This window comes from Pseudomonas sp. NFPP02 (assembly GCF_900119355.1).
Taxonomy (GTDB): Bacteria; Pseudomonadota; Gammaproteobacteria; order Pseudomonadales; family Pseudomonadaceae; genus Aquipseudomonas; species Aquipseudomonas paracarnis.
Window position 1 is genome coordinate 189366 of the sequence record NZ_FPJI01000006.1, and the last position, 23395, is coordinate 212760.

The 23395-nt window shown below is 60.4% G+C and carries 23 protein-coding genes; 16 read left to right on the forward strand and 7 right to left on the reverse strand.

The annotated features are described in order from the left end of the window. Window positions 1-2 precede the first annotated feature (2 nt). The 6 genes from petA to BT204_RS12920 all read left to right on the forward strand — a co-directional run bounded on the left by petA (window position 3) and on the right by BT204_RS12920 (window position 4698). Window positions 3-596 (forward strand): ubiquinol-cytochrome c reductase iron-sulfur subunit, encoded by a 594-nt coding sequence (petA, locus tag BT204_RS12895; RefSeq protein WP_003188524.1) that lies wholly within the window; start codon window positions 3-5, stop codon window positions 594-596. Beyond that, window positions 596-1807 carry a cytochrome b gene (locus BT204_RS12900; RefSeq protein WP_003188526.1) on the forward strand — a complete coding sequence of 404 codons (1212 nt, stop codon included), beginning with the start codon at window positions 596-598 and terminating at the stop codon, window positions 1805-1807. The genes petA and BT204_RS12900 overlap by 1 nt, the downstream gene beginning before the upstream one ends. Beyond that, window positions 1807-2586, forward strand: coding sequence for a cytochrome c1 (locus BT204_RS12905; RefSeq protein WP_014716911.1), 780 nt, complete (start codon window positions 1807-1809; stop codon window positions 2584-2586). Before BT204_RS12900 ends, BT204_RS12905 begins: the two co-directional genes overlap by 1 nt. A 148-nt stretch (window positions 2587-2734) precedes the next feature. Next, window positions 2735-3352, forward strand: coding sequence for a glutathione S-transferase N-terminal domain-containing protein (locus tag BT204_RS12910; RefSeq protein WP_003188529.1), 618 nt, complete (start codon window positions 2735-2737; stop codon window positions 3350-3352). A 17-nt stretch (window positions 3353-3369) separates the two neighbouring features. Further along, window positions 3370-3789 carry a ClpXP protease specificity-enhancing factor gene (locus BT204_RS12915; protein WP_014716912.1) on the forward strand — a complete coding sequence of 140 codons (420 nt, stop codon included), beginning with the start codon at window positions 3370-3372 and terminating at the stop codon, window positions 3787-3789. A 159-nt stretch (window positions 3790-3948) separates the two neighbouring features. Then, window positions 3949-4698 carry a FadR/GntR family transcriptional regulator gene (locus tag BT204_RS12920; protein WP_072447067.1) on the forward strand — a complete coding sequence of 250 codons (750 nt, stop codon included), beginning with the start codon at window positions 3949-3951 and terminating at the stop codon, window positions 4696-4698. Between the two features lie 141 nt (window positions 4699-4839). On the opposite strand, the gene BT204_RS12925 is transcribed toward BT204_RS12920, so the two are convergent. Beyond that, the gene (locus tag BT204_RS12925; protein WP_072447069.1) at window positions 4840-5997 is read right to left on the reverse strand and encodes a phospholipase; all 1158 of its coding nucleotides are present in this window, start codon (window positions 5995-5997) and stop codon (window positions 4840-4842) included. Between the two features lie 233 nt (window positions 5998-6230). Between BT204_RS12925 and kdgD the strand changes: the two genes are divergently transcribed. The 5 genes from kdgD to BT204_RS12950 all read left to right on the forward strand — a co-directional run bounded on the left by kdgD (window position 6231) and on the right by BT204_RS12950 (window position 12883). After that, window positions 6231-7142, forward strand: a complete 912-nt coding sequence (gene kdgD / locus BT204_RS12930) for a 5-dehydro-4-deoxyglucarate dehydratase (RefSeq protein ID WP_003188537.1) — start codon at window positions 6231-6233, stop codon at window positions 7140-7142. A 54-nt stretch (window positions 7143-7196) separates the two neighbouring features. Next, window positions 7197-8642 (forward strand): aldehyde dehydrogenase family protein, encoded by a 1446-nt coding sequence (locus tag BT204_RS12935; protein WP_072447070.1) that lies wholly within the window; start codon window positions 7197-7199, stop codon window positions 8640-8642. Window positions 8643-8825: 183 nt separating this feature from the next. Beyond that, window positions 8826-10190, forward strand: coding sequence for an MFS transporter (locus tag BT204_RS12940; RefSeq protein ID WP_003188541.1), 1365 nt, complete (start codon window positions 8826-8828; stop codon window positions 10188-10190). 10 nt (window positions 10191-10200) lie between these two features. Beyond that, the gene (garD, locus tag BT204_RS12945; RefSeq protein WP_072447072.1) at window positions 10201-11754 is read left to right on the forward strand and encodes a galactarate dehydratase; all 1554 of its coding nucleotides are present in this window, start codon (window positions 10201-10203) and stop codon (window positions 11752-11754) included. 187 nt (window positions 11755-11941) lie between these two features. Beyond that, entirely contained in the window at window positions 11942-12883 is a 942-nt protein-coding gene (locus tag BT204_RS12950; RefSeq protein ID WP_034126295.1) for an AEC family transporter, read from the forward strand. A gap of 124 nt (window positions 12884-13007) precedes the next feature. Here the strand turns inward: BT204_RS12950 and BT204_RS12955 are convergent, their stop codons facing one another. The 6 genes from BT204_RS12955 to gatC form a co-directional block, all read right to left on the reverse strand. Continuing rightward, entirely contained in the window at window positions 13008-13391 is a 384-nt protein-coding gene (locus BT204_RS12955; protein WP_034126296.1) for a carboxymuconolactone decarboxylase family protein, read from the reverse strand. Further along, window positions 13388-14467 (reverse strand): calcium/sodium antiporter, encoded by a 1080-nt coding sequence (locus tag BT204_RS12960; RefSeq protein WP_054897025.1) that lies wholly within the window; start codon window positions 14465-14467, stop codon window positions 13388-13390. The genes BT204_RS12955 and BT204_RS12960 overlap by 4 nt, the downstream gene beginning before the upstream one ends. A gap of 26 nt (window positions 14468-14493) precedes the next feature. Beyond that, window positions 14494-14865, reverse strand: a complete 372-nt coding sequence (locus BT204_RS12965; protein WP_054897024.1) for a septal ring lytic transglycosylase RlpA family protein — start codon at window positions 14863-14865, stop codon at window positions 14494-14496. A gap of 130 nt (window positions 14866-14995) precedes the next feature. Next, window positions 14996-16441 (reverse strand): Asp-tRNA(Asn)/Glu-tRNA(Gln) amidotransferase subunit GatB, encoded by a 1446-nt coding sequence (gene gatB, locus BT204_RS12970; RefSeq protein WP_054897023.1) that lies wholly within the window; start codon window positions 16439-16441, stop codon window positions 14996-14998. Between the two features lie 10 nt (window positions 16442-16451). Next, a complete protein-coding gene (gene gatA / locus BT204_RS12975) occupies window positions 16452-17903 on the reverse strand; it encodes an Asp-tRNA(Asn)/Glu-tRNA(Gln) amidotransferase subunit GatA (protein WP_072447074.1) in 1452 nt (483 codons plus the stop codon). 16 nt (window positions 17904-17919) lie between these two features. Next, on the reverse strand, window positions 17920-18207 hold the full coding sequence (gene gatC, locus BT204_RS12980) for an Asp-tRNA(Asn)/Glu-tRNA(Gln) amidotransferase subunit GatC (RefSeq protein WP_003188556.1): 288 nt from the start codon (window positions 18205-18207) through the stop codon (window positions 17920-17922). Between the two features lie 210 nt (window positions 18208-18417). Here gatC and mreB point away from each other — a divergent pair, with 210 nt between their 5' ends. The 5 genes from mreB to rng all read left to right on the forward strand — a co-directional run bounded on the left by mreB (window position 18418) and on the right by rng (window position 23332). Then, window positions 18418-19455 (forward strand): rod shape-determining protein MreB, encoded by a 1038-nt coding sequence (mreB, locus tag BT204_RS12985; RefSeq protein ID WP_002555108.1) that lies wholly within the window; start codon window positions 18418-18420, stop codon window positions 19453-19455. A gap of 139 nt (window positions 19456-19594) precedes the next feature. Next, window positions 19595-20668: a rod shape-determining protein MreC gene (gene mreC / locus BT204_RS12990; protein ID WP_072447076.1), complete on the forward strand. Its 1074-nt coding sequence runs from the start codon at window positions 19595-19597 to the stop codon at window positions 20666-20668. Continuing rightward, window positions 20668-21156, forward strand: a complete 489-nt coding sequence (gene mreD, locus BT204_RS12995) for a rod shape-determining protein MreD (RefSeq protein ID WP_072447079.1) — start codon at window positions 20668-20670, stop codon at window positions 21154-21156. Before mreC ends, mreD begins: the two co-directional genes overlap by 1 nt. Window positions 21157-21207: 51 nt before the next feature. Continuing rightward, entirely contained in the window at window positions 21208-21804 is a 597-nt protein-coding gene (locus tag BT204_RS13000; protein ID WP_054897022.1) for a Maf family protein, read from the forward strand. Between the two features lie 70 nt (window positions 21805-21874). Then, window positions 21875-23332 carry a ribonuclease G gene (rng, locus tag BT204_RS13005; RefSeq protein WP_003188562.1) on the forward strand — a complete coding sequence of 486 codons (1458 nt, stop codon included), beginning with the start codon at window positions 21875-21877 and terminating at the stop codon, window positions 23330-23332. The last annotated feature ends 63 nt before the right edge of the window (window positions 23333-23395 follow it).

The following is a 23395-nucleotide window of genomic DNA, read 5'->3' on the forward strand; positions in this document are numbered from 1 at the left end:
GAATGAGCAATGACGGCGTGAATGCAGGCCGGCGTCGCTTCTTGGTAGCAGCCACATCCGTGGTGGGTGCTGCAGGAGCGGTGGGGGCTGCGGTCCCGTTCGTGGGGTCATGGTTTCCCAGTGCCAAGGCGAAAGCCGCAGGTGCACCGGTGAAGGTGAATGTCAGCAAGATCGAGCCAGGCCAGCAGATGATTGCTGAGTGGCGCGGCCAGCCGGTTTTCATTGTTCGTCGTACCGAGGAAATCCTGGGGAATTTGAAGAAGATCGAAGGCCAGCTGTCTGACCCGACATCCGAAAAGTCCGACCAGCCCGCCTACGCCAAGAACGAAGCACGTTCGATCAAACCAGAGATTCTGCTGCTGGTTGGTCTTTGTACCCATCTGGGTTGCTCACCTACCTTCCGCCCGGAAGTGGCGCCTGTCGATTTGGGCAAAGACTGGGTCGGCGGTTATTTCTGCCCGTGCCACGGTTCCCACTATGACCTCGCGGGCCGCGTCTATAAATCCCAGCCCGCCCCCCTGAACCTGCCGGTTCCTCCTCACAATTACGAATCTGACGACATCATTGTCATTGGCCTCGACAAGGAGAACGCGTGATGAGCAAGTTCATGGATTGGGTGGATGCGCGCTTCCCCGCCACTAAAATGTGGGAAGACCATCTCAGCAAATATTACGCGCCGAAAAACTTCAACTTCTTCTACTTCTTCGGCTCCCTGGCCCTGTTGGTGCTGGTCAACCAGATCGTAACCGGCGTGTGGTTGACGATGAGCTACACGCCGTCGGCGGAAGAGGCGTTTGCCTCTGTCGAATACATCATGCGTGATGTCGAGTACGGCTCGATCCTGCGCCTGCTGCACTCCACCGGCGCGTCGGCGTTCTTTATCGTCGTCTACCTGCACATGTTCCGCGGCCTGCTCTACGGCTCGTACCAGAAGCCCCGTGAGCTGGTGTGGGTCTTCGGCATGTTGATCTATCTGGCGCTGATGGCCGAAGCCTTCATGGGCTACCTGCTACCTTGGGGCCAGATGTCTTACTGGGGCGCCCAGGTGATCATCTCGCTGTTCGGCGCAATCCCGGTGATCGGCAACGACCTGACCCAGTGGATTCGTGGTGACTACCTGATCTCCGGCATCACCCTGAACCGCTTCTTCGCCCTGCACGTGGTGGCCTTGCCGATCGTGATCCTGGGCCTGGTGGTATTGCATATCCTGGCGCTGCACGAAGTGGGTTCCAACAACCCGGATGGCGTGGACATCAAGAAGCACAAGGACGAAAACGGCATCCCGCTGGATGGCATTCCGTTCCACCCGTACTACACCGTGAAAGACATTGTCGGCGTGGTCGTGTTCCTGTTTGTGTTCTGCTCGATCGTGTTCTTTTTCCCGGAGATGGGTGGTTATTTCCTGGAGAAGCCTAACTTCGAACAGGCCAACGCCTTCAAGACACCTGAGCACATTGCCCCGGTCTGGTACTTCACGCCGTTCTACGCGATCTTGCGTGCGATCCCCGACAAACTCATGGGCGTGATCGCCATGGGCGCGGCCATCGCGGTGCTGTTCGTGCTGCCGTGGCTCGACCGTAGCCCGGTCAAGTCAATGCGCTACAAAGGCTGGCTGAGCAAGATCTGGCTGTGGGTGTTCTGCATTTCGTTCGTGATCCTGGGTGTGTTGGGTGTATTGGCGCCCACCCCTGAACGGACCTTGCTGTCGCAGGTCTGCACCTTCCTGTACTTCGCCTACTTTATTCTGATGCCGTTCTATACCCGGCTCGAGAAGACCAAACCGGTTCCGGAAAGGGTGACTGGCTGATGAAAAAATTACTCGTTGCATTCGTGCTTGCGGCGCTGCCGCTACTGTCCTTCGCTGCCGAACATGGTGCGCAGCTGGAAAAAGTCGATATCGATGTGTCTGACAAAGCCGCCATGCAGGATGGGCTGCGTACATTCACCAACTACTGCATGGGGTGCCACAGCGCCAAGTTCCAACGGTACGAGCGCGTTGCCGATGACCTGGGAATTCCCCATGAGGTGATGCTCAGCCATGCTGTGTTCACAGGCGCCAAGATCGGCGACCACATGAACATCGGCATGCAGCCGGCCGACGCCAAGACCTGGTTCGGCGCCGCGCCCCCCGACCTCACCCTGGTGGCTCGTGTGCGCGGTACCGACTGGCTCTACGGTTACCTCAAATCCTTCTACGAAGACCCTGCACGCCCCTATGGCGTGAACAACAAAGTCTTCCCGAACGTCGGCATGCCGAACGTTCTGGTCGGCCTGCAGGGGCGCCAGGTGGTAGGATGCAAACAGGTTCAGGTCGTTGAAGACGGCAAGAAGCAATATGATCCGTTGACCGGCACGCCGCTGACCCATGAAGCGTGCGATCAACTGACCATCGTGCCCAAGACCGGTACGCTGAACGAAGAGCAGTTCGACGAGAAGGTCAAGAACCTGGTGACCTTCCTGGCCTACTCGGCCAACCCGGTCAAACTGCAGCATCAGCGCATCGGTACCTACGTCTTGCTGTACCTGGCTTTCTTCTTTGTATTCGCTTATTTGCTCAAGCGTGAATACTGGAAGGATGTGCATTGATCCAACCGTAAGCAATTGCTGTTAATCTTGCGCGCCCAGCGGCATCTCTGAACACGTAGCGTCGGTTTGAACCGGACGTTACAGGGATGCTTTCTGGGCGCGCTCGTTTTTGAGCTTTCGATAATTTCAACAAGCGAGGAGGACCGCCATGGGCGTGACCAACCGGTTGGCCTGTTACTCCGACCCCGCCGACCACTATTCCCACCGAGTACGCATCGTGCTCGCAGAGAAGGGTGTCAGCGCCGAGATCATCAGTGTGGAGGCGGGCCGTCAGCCGCCGAAGCTGATCGAAGTGAACCCTTACGGCAGCTTGCCCACCCTGGTCGATCGTGACCTGGCGTTGTGGGAGTCTACCGTGGTGATGGAATACTTGGATGAGCGTTACCCTCATCCGCCTTTGCTGCCGGTGTACCCGGTGGCGCGTGCCAACAGCCGCCTGCTGATCCATCGGATCCAGCGTGACTGGTGCGGGTTGGTGGATGTGATCCTGGATTCGCGTTCCAAAGAAGCCGCTCGTGTGCAGGCGCGCAAGGAATTGCGCGAGAGCCTCACCGGCGTTTCGCCGTTGTTCGCCGATAAACCTTTTTTCCTCAGTGAGGAACAAAGCTTGGTGGATTGCTGCCTATTACCCATACTCTGGCGCTTGCCGATTCTGGGCATTGAACTGCCACGGCCGGCCAAGCCGTTGCTTGATTACATGGAGCGCCAGTTTGCGCGTGAGGCTTTCCAGGCGAGTCTGTCTGGTGCCGAACGTGATATGCGCTAAGGCTTAAGGAGCCGTTGATGAACTCCAGTCGACCTTACCTGGTCCGCGCGCTCTATGAGTGGATTGTGGACAACGATTGCACCCCGCACATGCTGGTCAATTCCGAATTTCCTGCGGTTCAGGTACCCCAGGGTTTTGCCAGTGACGGACAGATTGTGCTGAACGTATCGCCCAGTGCCGTGCGCCACCTGCACATGGACAACGAAGCGGTGAGCTTCGAAGGGCGTTTCGGCGGTGTGCCCCATACGCTGTTCGTGCCCATCGGTGCCATCCTCGGGATCTACGCCCGGGAAAATGGCCAGGGCATGGTGTTCGATCTGGAGTCGCCTTTGGAGGATGACGAAACGATCGAAGGCGAAGACGGTGATGATGTACCGCCACCGGATACCGAGCCGCCGCGCCCTAGCGGTCGGCCAAGCCTGAAAGTGGTGAAGTAGGCGGATTTCGCTTACACACCCGTCTGAAAAATGCCCCGACGTCGGTCGGGGCATTTTTTTTGCGTGAAGGATATGGATGAAAGTCGCGCCAGAACGGTGATCGTACAACCACCATGGGCTATGATGCGGTCTTTAGTTCGTCGAGAAAGATGGTTCATCATGGAAAACGCCAGCGCCGCCCCACGTCTTCCCCGCAAGCGCCGCAGCCTTGCCCAGGAATTGGTCACGGTGTTGTCCGAGCAGATCCGCGATGGCCAGCTCAAACGCGGCGACAAGCTGCCGACCGAGTCGGCGATCATGGACGCCCATGGCGTCAGCCGGACGGTGGTCCGTGAAGCCATCTCGCGCCTGCAAGCGGCGGGGCAGGTCGAGACTCGCCACGGTATCGGCACCTTCGTGCTGGACACGCCAAGCCCCAGCGGTTTTCGCATAGACCCGGCCACCGTGGTGACCTTGCGCGATGTGCTGGCGATTCTGGAGCTGCGTATCAGCCTGGAAGTGGAGTCTGCGGGCCTCGCGGCGCTGCGTCGCAGCGATGAGCAACTGGCGGCCATGCGTGCGGCCCTCGATGCCTTGAATGAAAGTGCGGCCCACGCCGGCGATGCGGTGGCGTCGGACTTTGCTTTCCACCTGGAAATTGCACTGTCTACCGGCAACCGCTACTTCACCGACATCATGACCCACCTGGGCACCAGCATCATTCCGCGTACCCGCCTGAATTCGGCGCGCCTGGTCCATGATGATCAACAGCACTACATGAGCCGCTTGAGCCGCGAACACGAAGAGATCTACGAGGCGATAGCCCGCCAGGATTCGGATGCGGCGCGGGCTGCGATGCGCTTGCATTTGACCAACAGTCGCGAACGACTGCGCCATGCCCATGAAGAGGCAGAGGCGCAGCGGGTCTGATCGTTCCCACGCTCTGCGTGGTAACGCCTCTATGGACGCTCCGCGTCCCGATGCGCGTGAATTTCTCAAGCCCTCGCAGGGTGACGCGGAGCGTCATAGGCTGTATTCCCACGCAGAGCGTGGGAACGATCATGCCAGCCGTTAGTTGACGGGTTGGTTTGGCTTGTAGTCTTTAAGCAGCAAGTACGTACTCCACCCCCACCAATCATTGGTCCAGTGCTTGTCGTTCAAATCGTTGACGTCCTTGCGCCGCAGCACCTTGTCCCCCTCCATCTTGAACAGCGGCGAGAAGTTATTCGCCGGGTTTTGCGCGGCGTTCAGGTCGGGCACATACAGCGGTGCCTTGAACTCAGCCGGGGAGGGCGCGATACCGCTGATGAAGGTTTCGAAGATTTCATCTGCCGAGGCCTGTACCGCCCGTTTGACCTGCACGCGATTGTCGGCGTCGATGCTGTCGAAGTAGCGCTTGTCGCCGTAGGCATGCCACTGAGCGCCCATGGCATTGCGCACCTTGAGCCCGAATTTGCTGTCTTCATCGTGCATGAAGCGGCTGATCAGCGAGCCGAGTTCTCCAGGCGTCACGACCGCTGCCAGTTGTTTGCGCGGTACCCGCAGGTGGCCGGCGGAAAACAGGTCGGTCAAAAAATGATCGGCAAAGCTGTTCATGGCGTAGGCCAATTCCAGGGCCTGGTCGGTGCCGGTCTGATGGGCCACTACTGCCTGTTGCAAGGCTGCCGTATGGCCGGCCAAGTAGGCGGACAGGGCCCATTCACCGAAGTGGTCGGCGTTGTCCGCTGCCAGCTTCAGGTAGCGGCCCAGCGGCACGAGGGCCGAAACAGCACTGCCCCCACCGGTAATACGGTTCCACTCCTCCGACAACGTATCTCCCAAGGCGTCATAGGCTTCATGAGGCTGTTTGCCGTCCTTGATCGCCTGGTTGACGGCGTTGATCTCCTTTTGCATCACCGCCAGGATCTTCTGCGCTTCTTCCCGTGAAGCAGGCAACACGGCAAGAGAATTGAAGGCCGCGGTGAAGCGTTGCACGCGCTCGGCCGGAGAATTGCCCTCGCTGATCGGTTGGCCGGGGATGCCATAGAAGTCGCCGCCCATGGCGATCACTTGGCCATAGGTCAGCGCAAGCCCGTTGGGCAGGTGCAGTTCGACTTGGCGCGCAGGAATGGCCGGGGCGTCCTTGACGAAGCGAAGCAGGGTGTCATCGCCGATGGCGGTGTGTTCACCGCCTTCGAAGCGCAGGGTAGGTGGTGTTTTTTCGGGTGCTGCGAGTTCAAGACCTGACATGTTAGCTCCTTGCTATGTCGTAGGAATCTTCCGTGATAACTGTATATGCATACAGCTTTCTGAATCATAGGTGAGAAATTTCCTACGTCAAGAGCCGCGTCTTAAGCCTTCGCGGGATGACGCCGGATGAATTGCAGTTGACGAATCTATTTATAGTTGTACGATGACGTACGACATCATCAAAACCAACAACAACCTTTCGTTAGAAAGTCTTCGCCCAGGGTGTTCGAATAATGAATCCACAAGAACTGAAGTCCATCCTCTCCCACGGTCTGCTGTCTTTCCCGGTGACCGATTTCAACGCCCAGGGTGATTTCCACCAGGCGGGTTACATCAAGCGCCTGGAATGGCTGGCCCCTTATGGCGCCAGCGCCTTGTTCGCCGCAGGTGGCACAGGTGAGTTTTTCTCCCTGGCGGCCAGCGAATATTCCCAGGTGGTGAAAACCGCCGTGGATACCTGTGCGTCCAGCGTGCCGATCCTGGCCGGTGTGGGCGGTGCTACCCGCCAAGCCATCGAGTACGCCCAAGAGGCCGAACGCCTCGGAGCCAAAGGGTTGCTGCTGCTGCCGCACTACCTCACCGAAGCCAGCCAGGACGGGGTTGCCGCCCACGTTGAAGCCGTGTGCAAGTCGGTCAAGATCGGCGTGGTGGTGTACAACCGCAATGTCTGCCGCCTGACCGCACCGCTGCTGGAGCGCCTGGCCGAGCGCTGCCCGAACCTGATCGGCTACAAGGATGGCCTGGGTGATATCGAGCTGATGGTGTCGATTCGCCGTCGCCTGGGCGACCGTTTCAGCTACCTCGGTGGCTTGCCGACCGCAGAGGTTTACGCCGCAGCCTACAAGGCCCTGGGCGTGCCGGTGTACTCCTCGGCGGTGTTCAACTTCATCCCCAAGACGGCGATGGATTTCTATCACGCCATTGCCCGCGAAGATCACGCCACCGTCGGCAAGATCATCGACGATTTCTTCCTGCCGTACCTGGATATCCGTAATCGCAAGGCCGGTTACGCGGTGAGCATCGTCAAGGCCGGTGCGAAAATCGTCGGTTATGACGCCGGCCCCGTGCGCACGCCACTGACCGACCTGCTGCCGGAAGAGTACGAAGCCCTCGCCGCGCTGATCGACAAGCAAGGCGCGCAATAAATTATCCACAAGGCCGCTGAGCAATCAGCGGCCTTTTGCGTCAGGAGAAGATTCGTGTCCCAGGCAAAGCGTTTTGAGAACTACATCAATGGCGAATGGGTAACCGGCGCCGACTACTGCACCAACATCAACCCCTCGGATGTGTCCGACGCCATTGGCGAATATGCCAAAGCCGACGTGGCCCAAGTCAACGCGGCCATCGACGCTGCCCGCGCCGCGTTCCCGGCGTGGTCCACCTCCGGTATCCAGGCGCGTCACGATGCGCTGGATAAAGTCGGCAGCGAGATTCTCGCCCGTCGTGAAGAACTCGGAACCTTGCTGGCCCGCGAAGAGGGCAAGACCCTGCCCGAAGCCATTGGCGAGGTGACCCGCGCCGGCAATATCTTCAAATTCTTCGCCGGTGAATGCTTGCGCCTGTCGGGCGATTACGTGCCGTCGGTGCGCCCGGGCGTCAACGTTGAAGTGACCCGCGAAGCCCTCGGTGTGGTGGGCCTGATCACCCCGTGGAATTTCCCGATCGCCATCCCCGCGTGGAAAATCGCCCCGGCCCTGGCCTACGGCAACTGCGTGGTGATCAAGCCTGCCGAGCTGGTGCCGGGCTGCGCCTGGGCCTTGGCCGAAATCATCTCCCGCGCCGGTTTCCCCGCCGGTGTGTTCAACCTGGTGATGGGCAGTGGCCGTGTGGTCGGCGACGTGCTGGTCAACAGCCCGAAAGTCGATGGCATCAGTTTCACCGGGTCTGTAGGTGTTGGGCGTCAGATCGCCGTCAGCTGTGTATCGCGCCAGGCCAAGGTGCAGTTGGAGATGGGTGGCAAGAACCCGCAGATCATTCTCGACGATGCCGACCTCAAGCAGGCCGTCGAGCTGTCGGTACAGAGTGCGTTCTACTCCACCGGCCAGCGTTGCACCGCGTCGAGCCGCTTGATTGTCACCGCGGGGATCCACGACCAGTTTGTCGCCGCCATGGCCGAGCGCATGAAGTCGATCAAGGTCGGCCACGCTTTGCATAGTGGTACCGACATTGGCCCGGTGGTGTCCCAGGCCCAGTTGGATCAGGACATGAAATACATCGACATCGGCCAGAGCGAAGGCGCCCGGCTGGTGAGCGGTGGCGGCCTGGTCACCTGCGACACCGAAGGCTATTACCTGGCGCCCACACTGTTTGCCGACAGTGAAGCGGCGATGCGCATCAGCCGTGAAGAGATCTTCGGCCCGGTGGCCAACGTGGTGCGCGTGGCGGACTACGAGGCGGCGCTGGCCATGGCCAATGACACCGAGTTCGGCTTGTCGGCCGGCATCGCCACCACCTCGCTCAAATATGCCAACCACTTCAAGCGCCACTCCCAGGCTGGGATGGTGATGGTCAACCTGCCGACGGCGGGGGTGGACTACCACGTTCCATTTGGTGGCCGTAAGGGCTCATCCTACGGTTCGCGTGAGCAAGGTCGCTATGCGCAAGAGTTCTACACCGTGGTGAAAACCAGCTACATCGGTTCGTAACACGCAGCACCCTCTCTGTAGGAGCGAGCTTGCTCGCGAAAAACTCAAATTCACCGCGTGCATCCTGAATGCCCGCGTAATCGTTGAAGTTCTTCGCGAGCAAGCTCGCTCCTACAGGGAGGCGCAACCAGGCAATACAAAATCATTACCCGCAAAAAAAATAATTAGTGGGAGTACTTCTACATGCAAGCGACCAAGCCGACCCACGTCCGCTATTTGATCCTGCTCATGCTGTTCCTGGTGACCACGATCAACTACGCCGACCGGGCCACCATCGCTATCGCCGGCTCCAGCCTGCAAAAAGACCTCGGTATCGACGCGGTCACCCTCGGTTATATCTTCTCTGCATTCGGTTGGGCCTACGTGGCCGGGCAAATTCCCGGTGGCTGGCTGCTCGACCGTTTCGGCTCGAAAAAAGTCTATGCCCTGAGCATCTTCACCTGGTCGCTGTTCACCGTGCTGCAAGGCTATGTCGGTGAGTTTGGCGTCTCCACTGCGGTGGTCGCGCTGTTTATGCTGCGCTTCATGGTGGGCTTGGCCGAGGCGCCGTCGTTTCCTGGAAATGCCCGTATTGTTGCGGCGTGGTTTCCTACGGCTGAACGCGGCACTGCGTCGGCGATCTTCAACTCGGCCCAGTACTTCGCCACGGTGTTGTTCGCGCCGTTGATGGGCTGGATCGTCTATCGCTTCGGCTGGCAGCACGTGTTTATCGTGATGGGCGTGATCGGCATTGTTTTCTCGCTGATCTGGCTGAAAGTTATCCACAGCCCGCGCCAGCATCCGATGATCAACGAGGCCGAGTTCAATCACATCGCCGCCAATGGCGCGATGGTCGATATGGATCAGGACAAGGGCAAGGGTAAGAAAACCGACGGGCCGAAGTGGGATTACATCCGCCAGCTCCTGACCAACCGCATGATGCTCGGCGTCTACCTGGGCCAGTACTGCATCAACGGCATCACCTACTTCTTCCTGACCTGGTTTCCGGTGTACCTGGTGCAGGAGCGTGGCATGACCATCCTCAAGGCCGGCTTCATTGCCTCGTTACCGGCGATCTGCGGCTTTATCGGCGGAGTGCTCGGCGGGGTGATTTCCGACTACCTGCTGCGCAAAGGCCATTCGCTGACCTTCGCACGCAAGGCGCCGATCATCGGTGGACTGCTGATTTCCAGCAGCATCGTGGCGTGCAATTACGTGGACATCGAATGGATGGTGGTGGGCTTCATGGCCTTGGCCTTCTTCGGCAAAGGCGTTGGCGCACTGGGTTGGGCGGTGGTGTCCGACACCTCACCGAAACAAATCGCAGGCCTCAGTGGCGGCTTGTTCAACACCTTCGGTAACCTGGCCTCGATCACCACGCCGATTGTGATTGGCTACATCATCAGCACCACCGGCTCGTTCAAATGGGCGCTGGTGTTCGTGGGCGCCAACGCGCTGGTGGCGGTGTTCAGTTACTTGGTGATTGTCGGCCCGATCAAGCGCGTGGTGCTCAAGGAGCCGCCTACCCAGGGCCCTGAGTTGACCAACCTTTCTCAAGCGCATTCCTGAGGTTCGTGTGATGCAGTTGATTGAACATGCCGACTCGCCGCGCTCGATCCGTTTGCACGAGCGCGACAATGTGGTGATCGTGGTGAACGATCAAGGGGTACCCGCCGGTACCGAGTTTCCCGACGGCCTGGTCACCGTGGATTTCATCCCGCAGAGCCACAAGGTGACGCTGGAAGACATCCCCGAGGGCGGCCAGATTATTCGCTACGGCCAGACCATCGGTTATGCCCTGGCGCCGATTCCTCGCGGCAGTTGGGTGCAGGAGGACCAGTTGCGCATGCCCACCGCACCGCCGCTGGACAGCTTGCCGCTGTCCACCGAGGTGCCTGAAACCCAGGCGCCCCTGGAGGGGTTTACCTTCGAGGGCTATCGCAATGCGGACGGCACCGTGGGCACGCGCAATATCCTCGGCATTACCACCACCGTGCAATGCGTGACGGGCGTGCTGGACCATGCGGTCAAGCGCATCAAGGACGAGTTGCTGCCCAACTACCCGCATGTCGATGACGTGGTGGCGCTGACCCACAGCTACGGCTGCGGCGTGGCGATTACGGCGACGGATGCCTATATCCCCATCCGCACCGTGCGCAACCTGGCGCGCAACCCCAACCTGGGCGGCGAGGCCTTGGTGATCAGCCTGGGCTGCGAAAAGCTTCAGGCAGGGCAGGTGATGCACGATAACGACAGCTCCGTGGACCTCAGCGAGCCATGGCTGTATCGCTTGCAGGATTCCAGCCACGGCTTTACTGAAATGATCGAGCAGATCATGGCCCTGGCCGACGTGCGCTTGAAAAAACTCAACCAGCGTCGCCGCGAAACCGTGCCGGCCTCCGAGTTGATCCTGGGCATGCAGTGCGGCGGCAGCGATGCGTTTTCCGGCATCACCGCCAACCCGGCGCTGGGGTATGCCTCGGATCTGTTACTGCGTGCCGGCGCGACGGTGATGTTTTCCGAAGTGACTGAAGTGCGCGATGCGATTTACCTGCTGACCTCACGCGCGAAGAACCCGGACGTTGCCCGCGAGCTGGTCCGGGAAATGGACTGGTATGACCGTTACCTGGCCAAGGGCGAGGCAGACCGCAGCGCCAATACCACGCCGGGTAACAAGAAGGGCGGGCTGTCGAATATTGTCGAGAAGTCGTTGGGCTCCATCGTCAAATCCGGCAGCAGTGCCATCAACGGCGTGCTTGGCCCTGGCGAGCGCTTCAAGGAAAAGGGCCTGATCTTTTGCGCCACACCGGCCAGTGATTTTGTCTGCGGCACCTTGCAACTGGCGGCGGGGATGAACCTGCACGTGTTCACCACCGGGCGCGGCACGCCGTACGGGCTGGCGATGGCGCCGGTGGTGAAGGTCTCCACCCGCACCGAGCTGGCCCAGCGTTGGCCGGACCTGATCGATATCGACGCCGGGCGCATTGCCACGGGGCGGGCGAGTATCGAGGAGTTGGGCTGGGAGCTGTTCCACTTCTATCTGGATGTGGCCAGCGGCAAGAAGCAGACCTGGGCAGAGCGGCATAAGCTGCATAACGACATCACGCTGTTCAACCCGGCGCCGATTACCTGAAACCAGGCGCTAACCTGTGGGAGCTGGCTTGCCTGCGATAGCGGTGCATCAATTATGATTGCATCGGCTGACATATCGCCATCGCAGGCAAGCCAGCTCCCACATTTGAATGGCGTTGCCCACACGAACCCGCTCGGACTGGCTTATCATTAGCCAACTAACGACGCCCACCAAGGTTCTCCCCGGCATGCTGGCAATCTTCCTCACCACCCTCACCATCACCGCGCCGGTGTTTGCCATGCTGTTCCTGGGCGTGTTTCTAAAGCGCATCAACTGGATCAATGACAACTTTATCCACACCGCATCGTCCCTGGTGTTCAACGTCGCCATGCCGGCGCTGCTGTTCCTTGGCATTCTGCATGCCGACCTGCACTCGGCGCTCAAGCCGGGCCTGCTCATCTACTTCTGCGTTGCCACCCTGGTGAGCTTTGCCGTGGCCTGGGGTTGGGCGATCTTTCGCTGCAAGCGCGAAGACCGAGGCATCTACGCCCAAGGCGCGTTTCGTGGCAATAACGGGGTCATCGGCCTGGCGCTGGCGGCCAGTATGTACGGCGACTACGGTATATCGCTGGGCGCGATCCTCGCCGCGCTGGTGATCCTCTTTTACAACACGCTGTCGACCATTGTGCTAGCGGTCTATAGCCCGGTGATCAAGTCCGACCCGTGGAGCATCTTCAAAAGTGTATTGGCCAACCCGCTGATTATCAGCGTGATCGTCGCTACGCCGTTCGCGTACTTCCAGATCGGCGTGCCCGGTTGGCTTGAGAAATCCTTGCAGTACCTGTCTGATACCACGCTGCCGCTGGCGTTGATTTGCATCGGTGGCACCTTGTCCATGGCCGCGCTGCGCAAGAGCGGCAACATGGCGTTGAGCGCGAGCCTGATGAAGATGATCTGGCTACCGGTGATCGCCACCCTGGGCGCGTGGTTGCTGGGGTTCCGAGGGCCGGAGTTGGGGATTCTGTTTCTGTATTTCGGCGCGCCGACCGCCGCCGCAAGCTTTGTGATGGCTCGGGCGGCGCAGGGTAATCATGAGCTGGCGGCCGCTATTATCGTGATCACCACGCTGATGGCGGCGGTGACCACGAATATCGGGATTTTTGTGTTGCAGGCGGGTGGTTGGATCTGAAATCGGCGGGCAGCTTGAGGCCCCATCGCAGCGATGCGGCGACCCGACAAGCCAGCTCCCACATGTGGACGTGTGAATACCCTCAAGTGTGGGAGCTGGCTTGCCTGCGATAGCTACAGGACAGTCACTGCTGATCGGCCTGATACGCCTCAATCACTTCCTGCGCCGCCCGAAACGCATCAATCGCCGCCGGCACCCCGGCATACACCGCGCAATGCAGCAGCGCTTCGCGGATCTCCTCCACCGTACAGCCATTATTCAGCGCACCGCGCACATGGCCCTTGAGTTCCTGCGGGCACTTGAGGGCGGTGAGGGCGGCGAGGGTGATCAGGCTGCGGGTCTTGAGCGGTAACCCTTCGCGGTTCCAGACGCTGCCCCACGCGTGCTCATTGACGAAGTCCTGCAGCGGTTGGGTGAACGCCGTGGCATTACCCAGGGCGCGGTCGACGAACGCATCGCCCATGACCTGGCGACGTACTTCAACCCCGGGTTTTTTCTGTTCGGTCATTGCGATTCCCTCTTGTGTTGGCGGTGCCAGGCGCGCAGTGAGGTGAACAACAGCAGAGCCCCTAACGCTGGCAGGACGTAATACAGCATCAATTGTTCAAGCTTGTTGGCCAGCGGCATGCCAGTGGTGAAGGCCATGACATGCAGACCGTACGCCAGGTACAGCCCCAGCAGCACCAGCCCTTCGATACGTGTTACCCGATAGCCGGTATAGAACACCGGCAGGCACAGGATGATGGCGCCGAGCATCACCGGTAAATCGAAGTCCAGGGCGTTGGGCGAGACCGACAGCGGCGTCGGCGCCACCAGTGCGGTAAAGCCCAGCACGCCGAGCAGGTTGAACAGGTTGCTGCCGATCACGTTGCCCACGGCGATCTCCCGTTCGCCACGCAACGCGGCGATCAGCGATGTGGCAAGGCACGGCAGCGAGGTGCCGACGCCGATCAACGTGAGGCCGATGACGCGCTCCGACAATCCGAGATCGCCCGCTACATCCACCGCTGCGCCGAGCAACAAATGCCCGGCCAGCACCAGCACCAGCAAACCGCCGAGCATCAGCAGCACACTGCTCAGCCATGGCGCCTTCGCCACGGTGTCCAGAGTGCGCGGGCGGCGGGAATGACGCGTCTGATAATGCAATACGCCAAGGTAGGCCACCAGCGCCACCAGCAGCACGGCGCCATCGAAGGGCGTCAGCATTTCGTTAGCCGCCAGGATAAATACCAGCAGGCCGGCGACGATCATCACCGGGATATCTACGCGCACCAGTTGCCGCGAGACCCGCAACGGAATGATCAGTGCGGACAAGCCCAGGGTCACGAGGATGTTGAAGATACTGCTGCCGATGACACTGCCCACAGCGATATCCGTGTTGCCGGCCAGCGTGGCCTGAAGGCTGACGGTCATCTGCGGCGCACTGCTGCCGAAGGCGACGATGCTCAAGCCGATGATCAGTGGCCGCACCTTGAGGCTCGCCGCCAGGCGTACCGCGGCGCGTACCAGGATTTCAGCGCCGATGATCAGCAAGATCAGGCCACCCACCAGTTCGAGCAGGCTCCAGGGTGAGAGGGCGTTCAATCCGAAAATGCTCAAGGCTGCCTCGATCAGTTGTTCAGGGCTTGCACGCGTACCCGTGCGGTACCGCTGCGCAGCATGCGCAGTTGCTCGGCAGCCTTGCGTGAAAGGTCGATCAGGCGGCCACGGGTATGCGGGCCGCGATCATTGATACGCACCACGACAGAACGGTTGTTGTCGAGGTTGGTCACCTTGACCTGCGTGCCGAAGGGCAGGCGCCGATGGGCGGCGGTCAAGGCGTTCTGGTTGAAAGGTTCACCGCTGGCGGTTTTCTTGCCATGGTGCTTGGCGCCGTAATAGGACGCGGTGCCGGTTTCGTCGTAGCCGTTGGGGTCGATGAGGCCGCTGGCGCAACCGGCCAGCAGGGAGGACAGGGCCAGGAGGCCGAGTAGACGCTTCATTTCAAGATGTCCCCGTTGGATCGTTCCCACGCTCTGCGTGGGAATGCAGCTGGTGACGCTACGCGTCACAAAAGCGGACGCGGAGCGTCCCGTGAGGCGTTCCCACGCAGAGCGTGGGAACGATCATGGATCAGCCTTCGAGCTTGCTTTTGAGCAGTTCGTTCACCTGTTGCGGGTTGGCTTTGCCCTTGGAGGCTTTCATCGCCTGGCCGACAAAGAAGCCGAACATCTTGCCGCGCTTGGCTTCGTCTGCGGCGCGGTATTGCTCGACCTGTTCGGCATTGGCCGCGAGCATTTCATCGAGCACGGCCGAGATCGCGCCGCTGTCGGTGACTTGCTTGAGGCCACGCTTCTCGATGATCTCGTCGGCATTGCCTTCACCGGCGGCCATCGCTTCGAACACGGTCTTGGCAATTTTGCCGGAGATGGTGTTGTCCTTGATGCGCAGCAGCATGCCACCCAGTTGTTCGGCGGTGACCGGCGCGTCGTCGATTTCCAGGCCCTGTTTGTTCAACAGGCTGCCCAGCTCGACCATCACCCAGTTGGCCGCCAGCTTGGCGTCGCCGGCAATGCTCACGACTTTTTCGAAGTAGTTGGCTTGTTCACGGCTGGAGGCCAATACGCTGGCATCGTAGACCGACAGGCCGAACTGCTCCTGGAAGCGCTCGCGTTTTTGCTGCGGCAGTTCCGGCAGGGTGGCGCGGATGTCATTGAGGAACGAATCCTCCAGCACCACCGGCAACAGGTCCGGGTCGGGGAAGTAACGGTAGTCGTTGGCTTCCTCTTTGCTGCGCATGGCGCGGGTTTCGTCTTTGTTCGGGTCGTACAGGCGCGTTTGCTGGATCACCTTGCCGCCGTCTTCGATCAGCTCGATCTGGCGACGTACTTCGCTGTTGATCGCTTTCTCGATGAAGCGGAACGAGTTGACGTTCTTGATCTCGCAGCGGGTGCCGAACTCGACCTGGCCCTTGGGGCGGATCGACACGTTGCAATCGCAACGCAGCGAGCCTTCGGCCATGTTGCCGTCGCAGATGCCCAGGTAGCGCACCAGCGCGTGGATGGTCTTGACGTAGGCCACGGCTTCCTTGGCGCTGCGCATGTCCGGCTCGGACACGATCTCCAGCAGCGGCGTGCCGGCACGGTTCAGGTCGATACCAGTGGCGCCCGGGAATTCTTCGTGCAGGCTTTTGCCGGCGTCTTCCTCCAGGTGTGCACGGGTGACGCCGACGCGCTTGATGGTGCCGTCTTCCAGGGGAATGTCCAGGTGGCCCTTGCCGACAATCGGCAGTTCCATCTGGCTGATCTGGTAGCCCTTGGGCAGGTCCGGGTAGAAGTAGTTCTTGCGCGCAAACACGTTGTGCTGGCCGATTTCGGCGTCAATCGCCAGGCCGAACATCACCGCCATGCGCACCGCTTCCTGGTTCAGCACCGGTAGCACGCCGGGCATGCCCAGGTCTACCAGGCTGGCCTGGGTATTGGGCTCGGAGCCGAACGTGGTGGCGCTACCGGAGAAAATCTTCGATTGGGTGGCGAGCTGGGTATGAATCTCCAGCCCGATCACAACTTCCCATTGCATAGTGTTCTCCTCAGAAGCCGGTAGGGGTGCGGGTGTGCCAGTCGGTGTTCAACTGGTACTGGTGCGCCACATTGAGCAGGCGGCCTTCCTGGAAATATGGTGCGAGCAATTGCACGCCCACCGGCAGGCCATCGACGAAACCTGCGGGCATGGACAAGCCCGGCAAGCCCGCGAGGTTGGCGGTGATGGTGTAGAGGTCTTCCAGGTATTCGGCGATCGGGTCGCCGGTCTTGGCGCCGATCTTCCACGCCAGGTTCGGCGCGGTCGGGCCGAGGATCACATCGACTTCTTCAAAGGCGGCCATGAAGTCGTTCTTGATCAGGCGACGGATTTTTTGCGCCTTGAGGTAGTACGCGTCGTAGTAGCCGGCCGACAGGGCGTAGGCCCCGACCATGATCCGGCGCTGCACTTCACTGCCGAAGCCTTCGCCACGGGAGCGTTTGTACAGGTCGGTGAGGTCTTTTGGGTTCTCGCAGCGGTAGCCGAAGCGCACGCCGTCGAAACGCGACAGGTTGGAAGAGGCCTCTGCTGGCGCGATCACGTAGTAGGCGGGAATCGCGTGCTGGTTGTTCGGCAGGCTGATTTCCTTGATCACGGCGCCAAGCTTTTCCAGCTCTTTGATGCTGTTTTGCACCAGTTCGGCGATACGCGGGTCGAGGCCAGCGCTGAAGTATTCCTTCGGCACGCCGATGCGCAGGCCCTTGATCGGGGTGTTCAGGCTGGCGCTGTAGTCCGGCACTGGCTCATCGATGCTGGTGGAGTCCTGTTTATCGAAGCCTGCCATGCCTTGTAACAATATTGCGCAGTCTTCAGCCGTGCGTGCCAGGGGGCCGCCCTGATCGAGACTTGAGGCGTAGGCGATCATGCCCCAGCGGGAAACGCGACCGTAGGTCGGCTTCAGGCCGGTCAGATTGGTGAAGGCGGCTGGCTGGCGGATCGACCCGCCGGTATCGGTGGCGGTAGCGGCCGGCAGGAAGCGTGCGGCCACGGCCGCAGCCGAACCACCGGACGAACCACCCGGGACGTGTTCCAGGTTCCACGGGTTTTTCACCGCACCGTAGTAGCTGGACTCGTTGGCCGAACCCATGGCGAATTCGTCCATGTTGGTCTTGCCAAGGGTCACGGCGCCGGCGGCGGCCAGCTTGGCGACCACAGTGGCGTCGTAGGGCGCCTTGAAGTTGTCGAGCATCTTCGAGCCGCAGCTGGTGCGAATGCCCTGGGTGCAGAACAGGTCCTTGTGGGCGATCGGTGCGCCGAGCAGCGCGCCGTTCTCACCGTTGGCGCGACGGGCGTCGGCGGCCTTGGCCTGGCTCAGGGCCAGCTCCTCGGTGAGGCTGATGAAGCTGTTGACCTTCGGATCGAGCGCGGCGATACGCGCCAGCAAGGTCTGGGTCAGCTCTTCGGAAGAAAACGATTTGTCGGCGAGACCGCGGGCGATCTCGGCCAGAGTCATGTGATGCATGAAAGGCTCTTTCCCTTTAGTCGATGACTTTCGGAACCAGGTACAGGCCGTTTTCGACCGCTGGCGCGATGGACTGGTAGGCCTCGCGATTATTGCGTTCGGTCACGACGTCTGCGCGCAGGCGCTGGCTGGCTTCCAGTGGGTGAGCCAGGGGCTCGATGCCGTCGGTATTCACGGCCTGCATTTGGTCGACCAGCCCGAGAATGCTGTTCAGGGCTGCGGTGGTCTGTGGAAGATCGGCATCATTAAGGCCAAGCGAGGCCAAATGTGCGATTTTTTCCACGTCGGAGCGTTCAAGCGCCATGGGATTCTCCAGTGGAAAACAGAACGGAGGGCGTCCGTGTGTTAGATTGTCGGAACACTACCGCATTTCTACGGTCATAAGGCCGCGATTGTGGGGGTTGGTGCACAGAAAGTCGGCCAATTTAGCACATTGGCGCCTTGCCCAAAATCCCTGTCGTTGTTAGAGTTTGCCGCACTTTTTTACCCACGCGTTGCCTAGGGTCCTTTCCCCATGTTCAAGAAACTGCGTGGCATGTTTTCCAGCGATCTCTCCATTGACCTGGGCACTGCCAACACCCTTATTTACGTGCGCGAGCGCGGTATCGTTCTGAATGAGCCATCGGTTGTGGCCATTCGGACCCATGGTAATCAGAAAAGTGTCGTTGCCGTTGGCACCGAGGCCAAGCGCATGCTCGGCCGTACACCAGGCAATATTGCTGCCATTCGTCCGATGAAGGATGGCGTGATCGCCGATTTCAGCGTCTGCGAAAAGATGCTGCAGTACTTCATCAACAAAGTTCACGAAAACAGTTTCCTGCAGCCCAGCCCTCGCGTGCTGATCTGCGTTCCGTGCAAGTCCACCCAGGTGGAGCGTCGCGCCATCCGTGAATCGGCCCTTGGCGCCGGTGCCCGTGAAGTATTCCTGATCGAAGAGCCAATGGCGGCTGCGATCGGTGCTGGCCTGCCGGTGGAAGAAGCGCGCGGTTCGATGGTGGTGGATATCGGTGGTGGTACTACCGAAATCGCCCTGATTTCCCTGAACGGTGTGGTGTATGCCGAATCCGTGCGCGTGGGCGGCGACCGCTTCGACGAAGCGATCATCACTTATGTGCGTCGTAACTACGGCAGCCTGATCGGCGAATCCACCGCCGAGCGCATCAAGCAGGAAATCGGCACCGCTTACCCAGGCGGTGAAGTGCGCGAAGTCGATGTGCGCGGTCGCAACCTGGCCGAAGGCGTTCCACGTGCCTTCACCCTGAACTCCAATGAAGTGCTGGAGGCTCTGCAAGAGTCCCTGGCCACCATCGTTCAGGCGGTGAAAAGTGCCCTGGAGCAATCGCCGCCGGAGCTGGCTTCCGATATTGCCGAGCGTGGCCTGGTACTGACCGGTGGTGGCGCCTTGCTGCGCGACCTCGACAAGTTGCTGGCCCAGGAAACCGGCCTGCCAGTGATCGTCGCCGAAGACCCGCTGACCTGCGTTGCCCGTGGCGGTGGTCGTGCGCTGGAAATGATGGATAAACACACCATGGACCTGCTCTCCAGCGAATAAGATTGCCTGGATGGTTCATGCTTCGTCGGCAGGCAGCACTTTGCAGTGCTGCCTGTTGGCGTTTATCTTCTTCAATCTGCATCCAGGCCGGTTTGATGCCGTATGAATAAAGAGAACATTTGCCTGGGAGGAGCGGCTTATTAAACCGCTTTTCGCCAAAGGCCCCTCATTGGGTGTGCGCTTATTGGTGCTGACCGTGCTTTCGGTCGCGCTGATGGTGGTCGATGCCCGCTTTGCACTGCTCAAGCCGGTGCGCAGCCAGATGTCGCTGGTGTTGATGCAGACCTACTGGATCACCGACCTGCCGCAACGTCTCTTCCAAGGCGTGTCCAGCCAATTTGGCAGCCGCACCGAACTGGTCGCCGAGAACGAAAAACTCAAGACTGAAAACCTGCTGTTGCAGGGGCGCATGCAAAAGCTGGCGGCCCTCACCGAGCAGAACGTTCGGCTGCGCGAGTTGCTCAATTCTTCCGCGCTGGTCAACGAAAAGGTCGAAGTGGCCGAGCTGATCGGCATGGACCCCAACCCCTTTACCCACCGCATCATCATCAACAAGGGTGAGCGCGACGGTGTGGTGCTTGGCCAGCCGGTGCTCGATGCCCGTGGCCTGATGGGCCAGGTGGTGGAGTTGATGCCCTACACCTCGCGGGTGCTGTTGCTGACGGACACGACCCATAGCATTCCGGTACAGGTCAACCGTAACGGTTTGCGCGCGATTGCCAGCGGCACCGGTAACCCGGAACGCCTGGAACTGCGCCATGTGGCCGACACCGCTGACATCAAGGAGGGCGACCTGTTGGTCAGCTCTGGCCTGGGCCAGCGCTTCCCGGCGGGTTATCCGGTGGCGACGGTCAAAGAGGTGATCCACGATTCCGGCCAGCCGTTCGCTATCGTTCGGGCGGTACCGACTGCCGCGCTGAACCGCAGCCGTTACCTGCTGCTGGTGTTCAGCGACAACCGCACCCCGGAAGAGCGCGCTAACGACGCTGCCCAGGCCCAGGAAGCGGAGGACCAGCAGAATGGCACCGCGCCTATCGTGCCGGCCACGGTGCCAAAACCTGCTTTTGTTGGCCCACCTGCACCCGCCCCAGCCACGTCACCTGCACCGGCAGCTGCAGCACCTGTGGCAACGCCGGCCAAACCTGCCGCGCATAACGCGCGCCCGGCTAAACCGACCGCCGCTCCGGCCACCACACCGCAGAGGGGGGACTAATGGCGGGTACTCATTCACGCAATGGCTGGATCGTCTGGCTGACCTTCGCCATCGGCTTGCTGCTCAGCGTCTCGCCGCTGCCGCAGTTCATGGAAATCCTGCGCCCGCTCTGGCTGGCCTTGTTGCTGGCGTTCTGGTCATTGAACCTGCCGCACAAGGTGGGCATGGTCACGGCCCTGTGCCTGGGGTTGGCCGAAGATGTGCTGTATGGCACCTTGCTGGGCCAGAACGCGTTGATCCTGACCCTGATTACCTTTCTGGTGCTGTCGCTGCAGCAGCGCTTGCGCATGTTCCCGATGTGGCAGCAGTGCCTGGTGATCCTGGTGATATTCGGCCTGGCGCAGTTGGTGCAACTATGGCTCAGCGCGTTGACCGGCAACCGCCAGCCGACCCTGGCCTTGGTTCTGCCGGCGCTGGTCAGCGCCTTGTTATGGCCCTGGATCAGTTTTGGCCTGCGTGGGCTGCGTCGTCGCTATAAAATCAATTGAATGGATTGCGAGGCTCTGCCTGGTTATCGAACCCCACAGGGAGAGTCTGCAATGAATTCGCTTTATCTGGCCTCGGGCTCCCCGCGGCGACGTGAACTGCTGGCCCAGATCGGTGTGCCCTTCACCCTGGTCAGCGCCGCTATTGATGAAACTCCCCTGAACGACGAACCTGCCGTTGCCTATGTCGAGCGCCTTGCGCGGGGCAAGGCGACGGCAGGTTTTGTCGCGCTTGGCCACACCTCGGGCACCTGCGTACTGGGGGCCGACACGGCGGTGATTGTCGATGGGCGGATCCTGGGCAAGCCGGTGGACCAGGCTGATGCACTGGCCATGCTGATGGCCCTTTCCGGTCGCGAGCATGAAGTGCTCACCGCCATCGCCCTGACCGACGGCCAGCAATGTGAAACCCGATGTGTCAGCAGCCGTGTACGTTTCCGCGAGGTTTCTGTGCGGGAGGCTACCACCTACTGGCACAGTGGCGAACCGCAGGACAAGGCCGGCGGCTATGCTATCCAAGGGCTGGGCTCGGTGTTTGTGGCCGGGCTGAATGGCAGTTATTCCGCCGTGGTGGGCCTGCCAGTCTGCGAAACCGCGCAACTGCTCGCCCAATTCGGCATACCCTGTTGGCAAAACCTTACCGTGTGCTGAACGCCGTATTCCAGCGCCAAGCCTTAAGCGAACGGTCACTATTGTGAAAACGCCTGAACGAGACCCAGCCATGAGTGAAGAGATTCTGATCAATATCACGCCGATGGAATCGCGCGTGGCGGTGGTAGAGAACGGTGTTCTGCAAGAAGTGCATGTCGAGCGCACCCAGAAGCGCGGGATCGTCGGCAATATCTACAAAGGCAAGGTGGTGCGCGTATTGCCGGGCATGCAGGCGGCCTTCGTCGACATCGGCCTGGACCGTGCAGCGTTTATCCATGCCTCGGAAATTTCCTTGCGCGAGGGCCCTGCGGTGGAAAGCATCAGCGCTCTGGTGCACGAGGGCCAGAGCCTGGTGGTGCAAGTCACCAAGGACCCCATCGGTTCCAAGGGCGCCCGCTTGACCACCCAGCTGTCGATTCCCTCGCGCTATCTGGTGTACATGCCGCGCACCGCCCATGTGGGCATTTCCTTGAAGATCGAAGATGAAGCCGAGCGCGAGCGCCTGAAGAAGGTGGTCAGCGACTGCGTCGCCGCCGAGGGCATCAAGGAAGCGGGCGGGTTTATCCTGCGCACCGCCGCAGAAGGCGCTGGCGCTGACGAGATCCTCATGGATATTCGCTACCTTCGGCGCCTGTGGGATCAGATCGACGCGCAGATCAAGACCATCGGCGCGCCCAGTGTTATTTATGAAGACCTTGGCCTGGCGTTGCGCACGTTGCGCGATCTGGTCAGCCCGAAGATCGAGAAAATTCGCATCGACTCGCGGGAAACCTTCCAGCGCACCACGCAATTTGTCGCTGAGTTGATGCCAGAAATCGCCGATCGCCTGGAACACTACCCCGGCGAGCGGCCGATATTCGACCTGTATGGCGTCGAAGACGAAATCCAGAAAGCCCTGGAGCGCAAGGTGCCACTCAAGTCCGGCGGCTACCTGGTAGTAGACCCGGCAGAAGCCATGACCACCATCGACGTCAATACCGGTGCCTTCGTGGGCCATCGCAACCTTGAAGAGACGATCTTCAAGACCAATCTCGAAGCGGCCACGGCCATCGCCCGTCAACTGCGCCTGCGTAACCTGGGCGGCATCATCATCATCGACTTCATCGACATGGAAGATGAAGAGCACCAGCGCCAGGTGCTGCGTACGCTTGAAAAACAACTGGAGCGCGATCACGCCAAGACCAACATCATCGGCATCACTGAGTTGGGCCTGGTGCAGATGACCCGCAAGCGCACGCGTGAAAGCCTGGAACAGGTACTGTGCGAGCCGTGCAGCAGTTGCCAGGGGCGCGGCAAACTGAAGACCCCGGAAACGGTTTGCTACGAGATTTTCCGCGAGATCCTGCGGGAGGCACGCGCCTATCAGGCCGAAGGTTATAGAGTGCTTGCCAATCAGAAGGTGGTGGATCGCCTGCTGGACGAAGAGTCCGGTAACGTCGCCGAACTGGAAAGTTTTATCGGTCGCACGATTCGCTTCCAGGTCGAAACCATGTATTCCCAGGAACAATACGACGTGGTGTTGCTCTGATCCCCAACTGTGCATTTTCTTCGAGACCGGCAGACCTTGATCTGCCGTCCGCTAACCGTTTTT

Coding starts and splice junctions, on each gene's coding strand:
- petA (WP_003188524.1), top strand. CDS start 3: ATGAGCAATGACGGCGTGAATGCAGGCCGGCGTCGCTTCTTGGTAGCA.
- garD (WP_072447072.1), top strand. CDS start 10,201: ATGCAGTTGATTGAACATGCCGACTCGCCGCGCTCGATCCGTTTGCAC.
- BT204_RS12920 (WP_072447067.1), top strand. CDS start 3,949: ATGGAAAACGCCAGCGCCGCCCCACGTCTTCCCCGCAAGCGCCGCAGC.
- mreB (WP_002555108.1), top strand. CDS start 18,418: ATGTTCAAGAAACTGCGTGGCATGTTTTCCAGCGATCTCTCCATTGAC.
- gatB (WP_054897023.1), bottom strand. CDS start 16,441: ATGCAATGGGAAGTTGTGATCGGGCTGGAGATTCATACCCAGCTCGCC.
- mreD (WP_072447079.1), top strand. CDS start 20,668: ATGGCGGGTACTCATTCACGCAATGGCTGGATCGTCTGGCTGACCTTC.
- gatC (WP_003188556.1), bottom strand. CDS start 18,207: ATGGCGCTTGAACGCTCCGACGTGGAAAAAATCGCACATTTGGCCTCG.
- gatA (WP_072447074.1), bottom strand. CDS start 17,903: ATGCATCACATGACTCTGGCCGAGATCGCCCGCGGTCTCGCCGACAAA.
- BT204_RS12950 (WP_034126295.1), top strand. CDS start 11,942: ATGCTGGCAATCTTCCTCACCACCCTCACCATCACCGCGCCGGTGTTT.
- BT204_RS12905 (WP_014716911.1), top strand. CDS start 1,807: ATGAAAAAATTACTCGTTGCATTCGTGCTTGCGGCGCTGCCGCTACTG.
- kdgD (WP_003188537.1), top strand. CDS start 6,231: ATGAATCCACAAGAACTGAAGTCCATCCTCTCCCACGGTCTGCTGTCT.
- BT204_RS13000 (WP_054897022.1), top strand. CDS start 21,208: ATGAATTCGCTTTATCTGGCCTCGGGCTCCCCGCGGCGACGTGAACTG.
- rng (WP_003188562.1), top strand. CDS start 21,875: ATGAGTGAAGAGATTCTGATCAATATCACGCCGATGGAATCGCGCGTG.
- BT204_RS12900 (WP_003188526.1), top strand. CDS start 596: ATGAGCAAGTTCATGGATTGGGTGGATGCGCGCTTCCCCGCCACTAAA.
- BT204_RS12925 (WP_072447069.1), bottom strand. CDS start 5,997: ATGTCAGGTCTTGAACTCGCAGCACCCGAAAAAACACCACCTACCCTG.
- BT204_RS12965 (WP_054897024.1), bottom strand. CDS start 14,865: ATGAAGCGTCTACTCGGCCTCCTGGCCCTGTCCTCCCTGCTGGCCGGT.
- BT204_RS12940 (WP_003188541.1), top strand. CDS start 8,826: ATGCAAGCGACCAAGCCGACCCACGTCCGCTATTTGATCCTGCTCATG.
- BT204_RS12915 (WP_014716912.1), top strand. CDS start 3,370: ATGAACTCCAGTCGACCTTACCTGGTCCGCGCGCTCTATGAGTGGATT.
- BT204_RS12910 (WP_003188529.1), top strand. CDS start 2,735: ATGGGCGTGACCAACCGGTTGGCCTGTTACTCCGACCCCGCCGACCAC.
- BT204_RS12955 (WP_034126296.1), bottom strand. CDS start 13,391: ATGACCGAACAGAAAAAACCCGGGGTTGAAGTACGTCGCCAGGTCATG.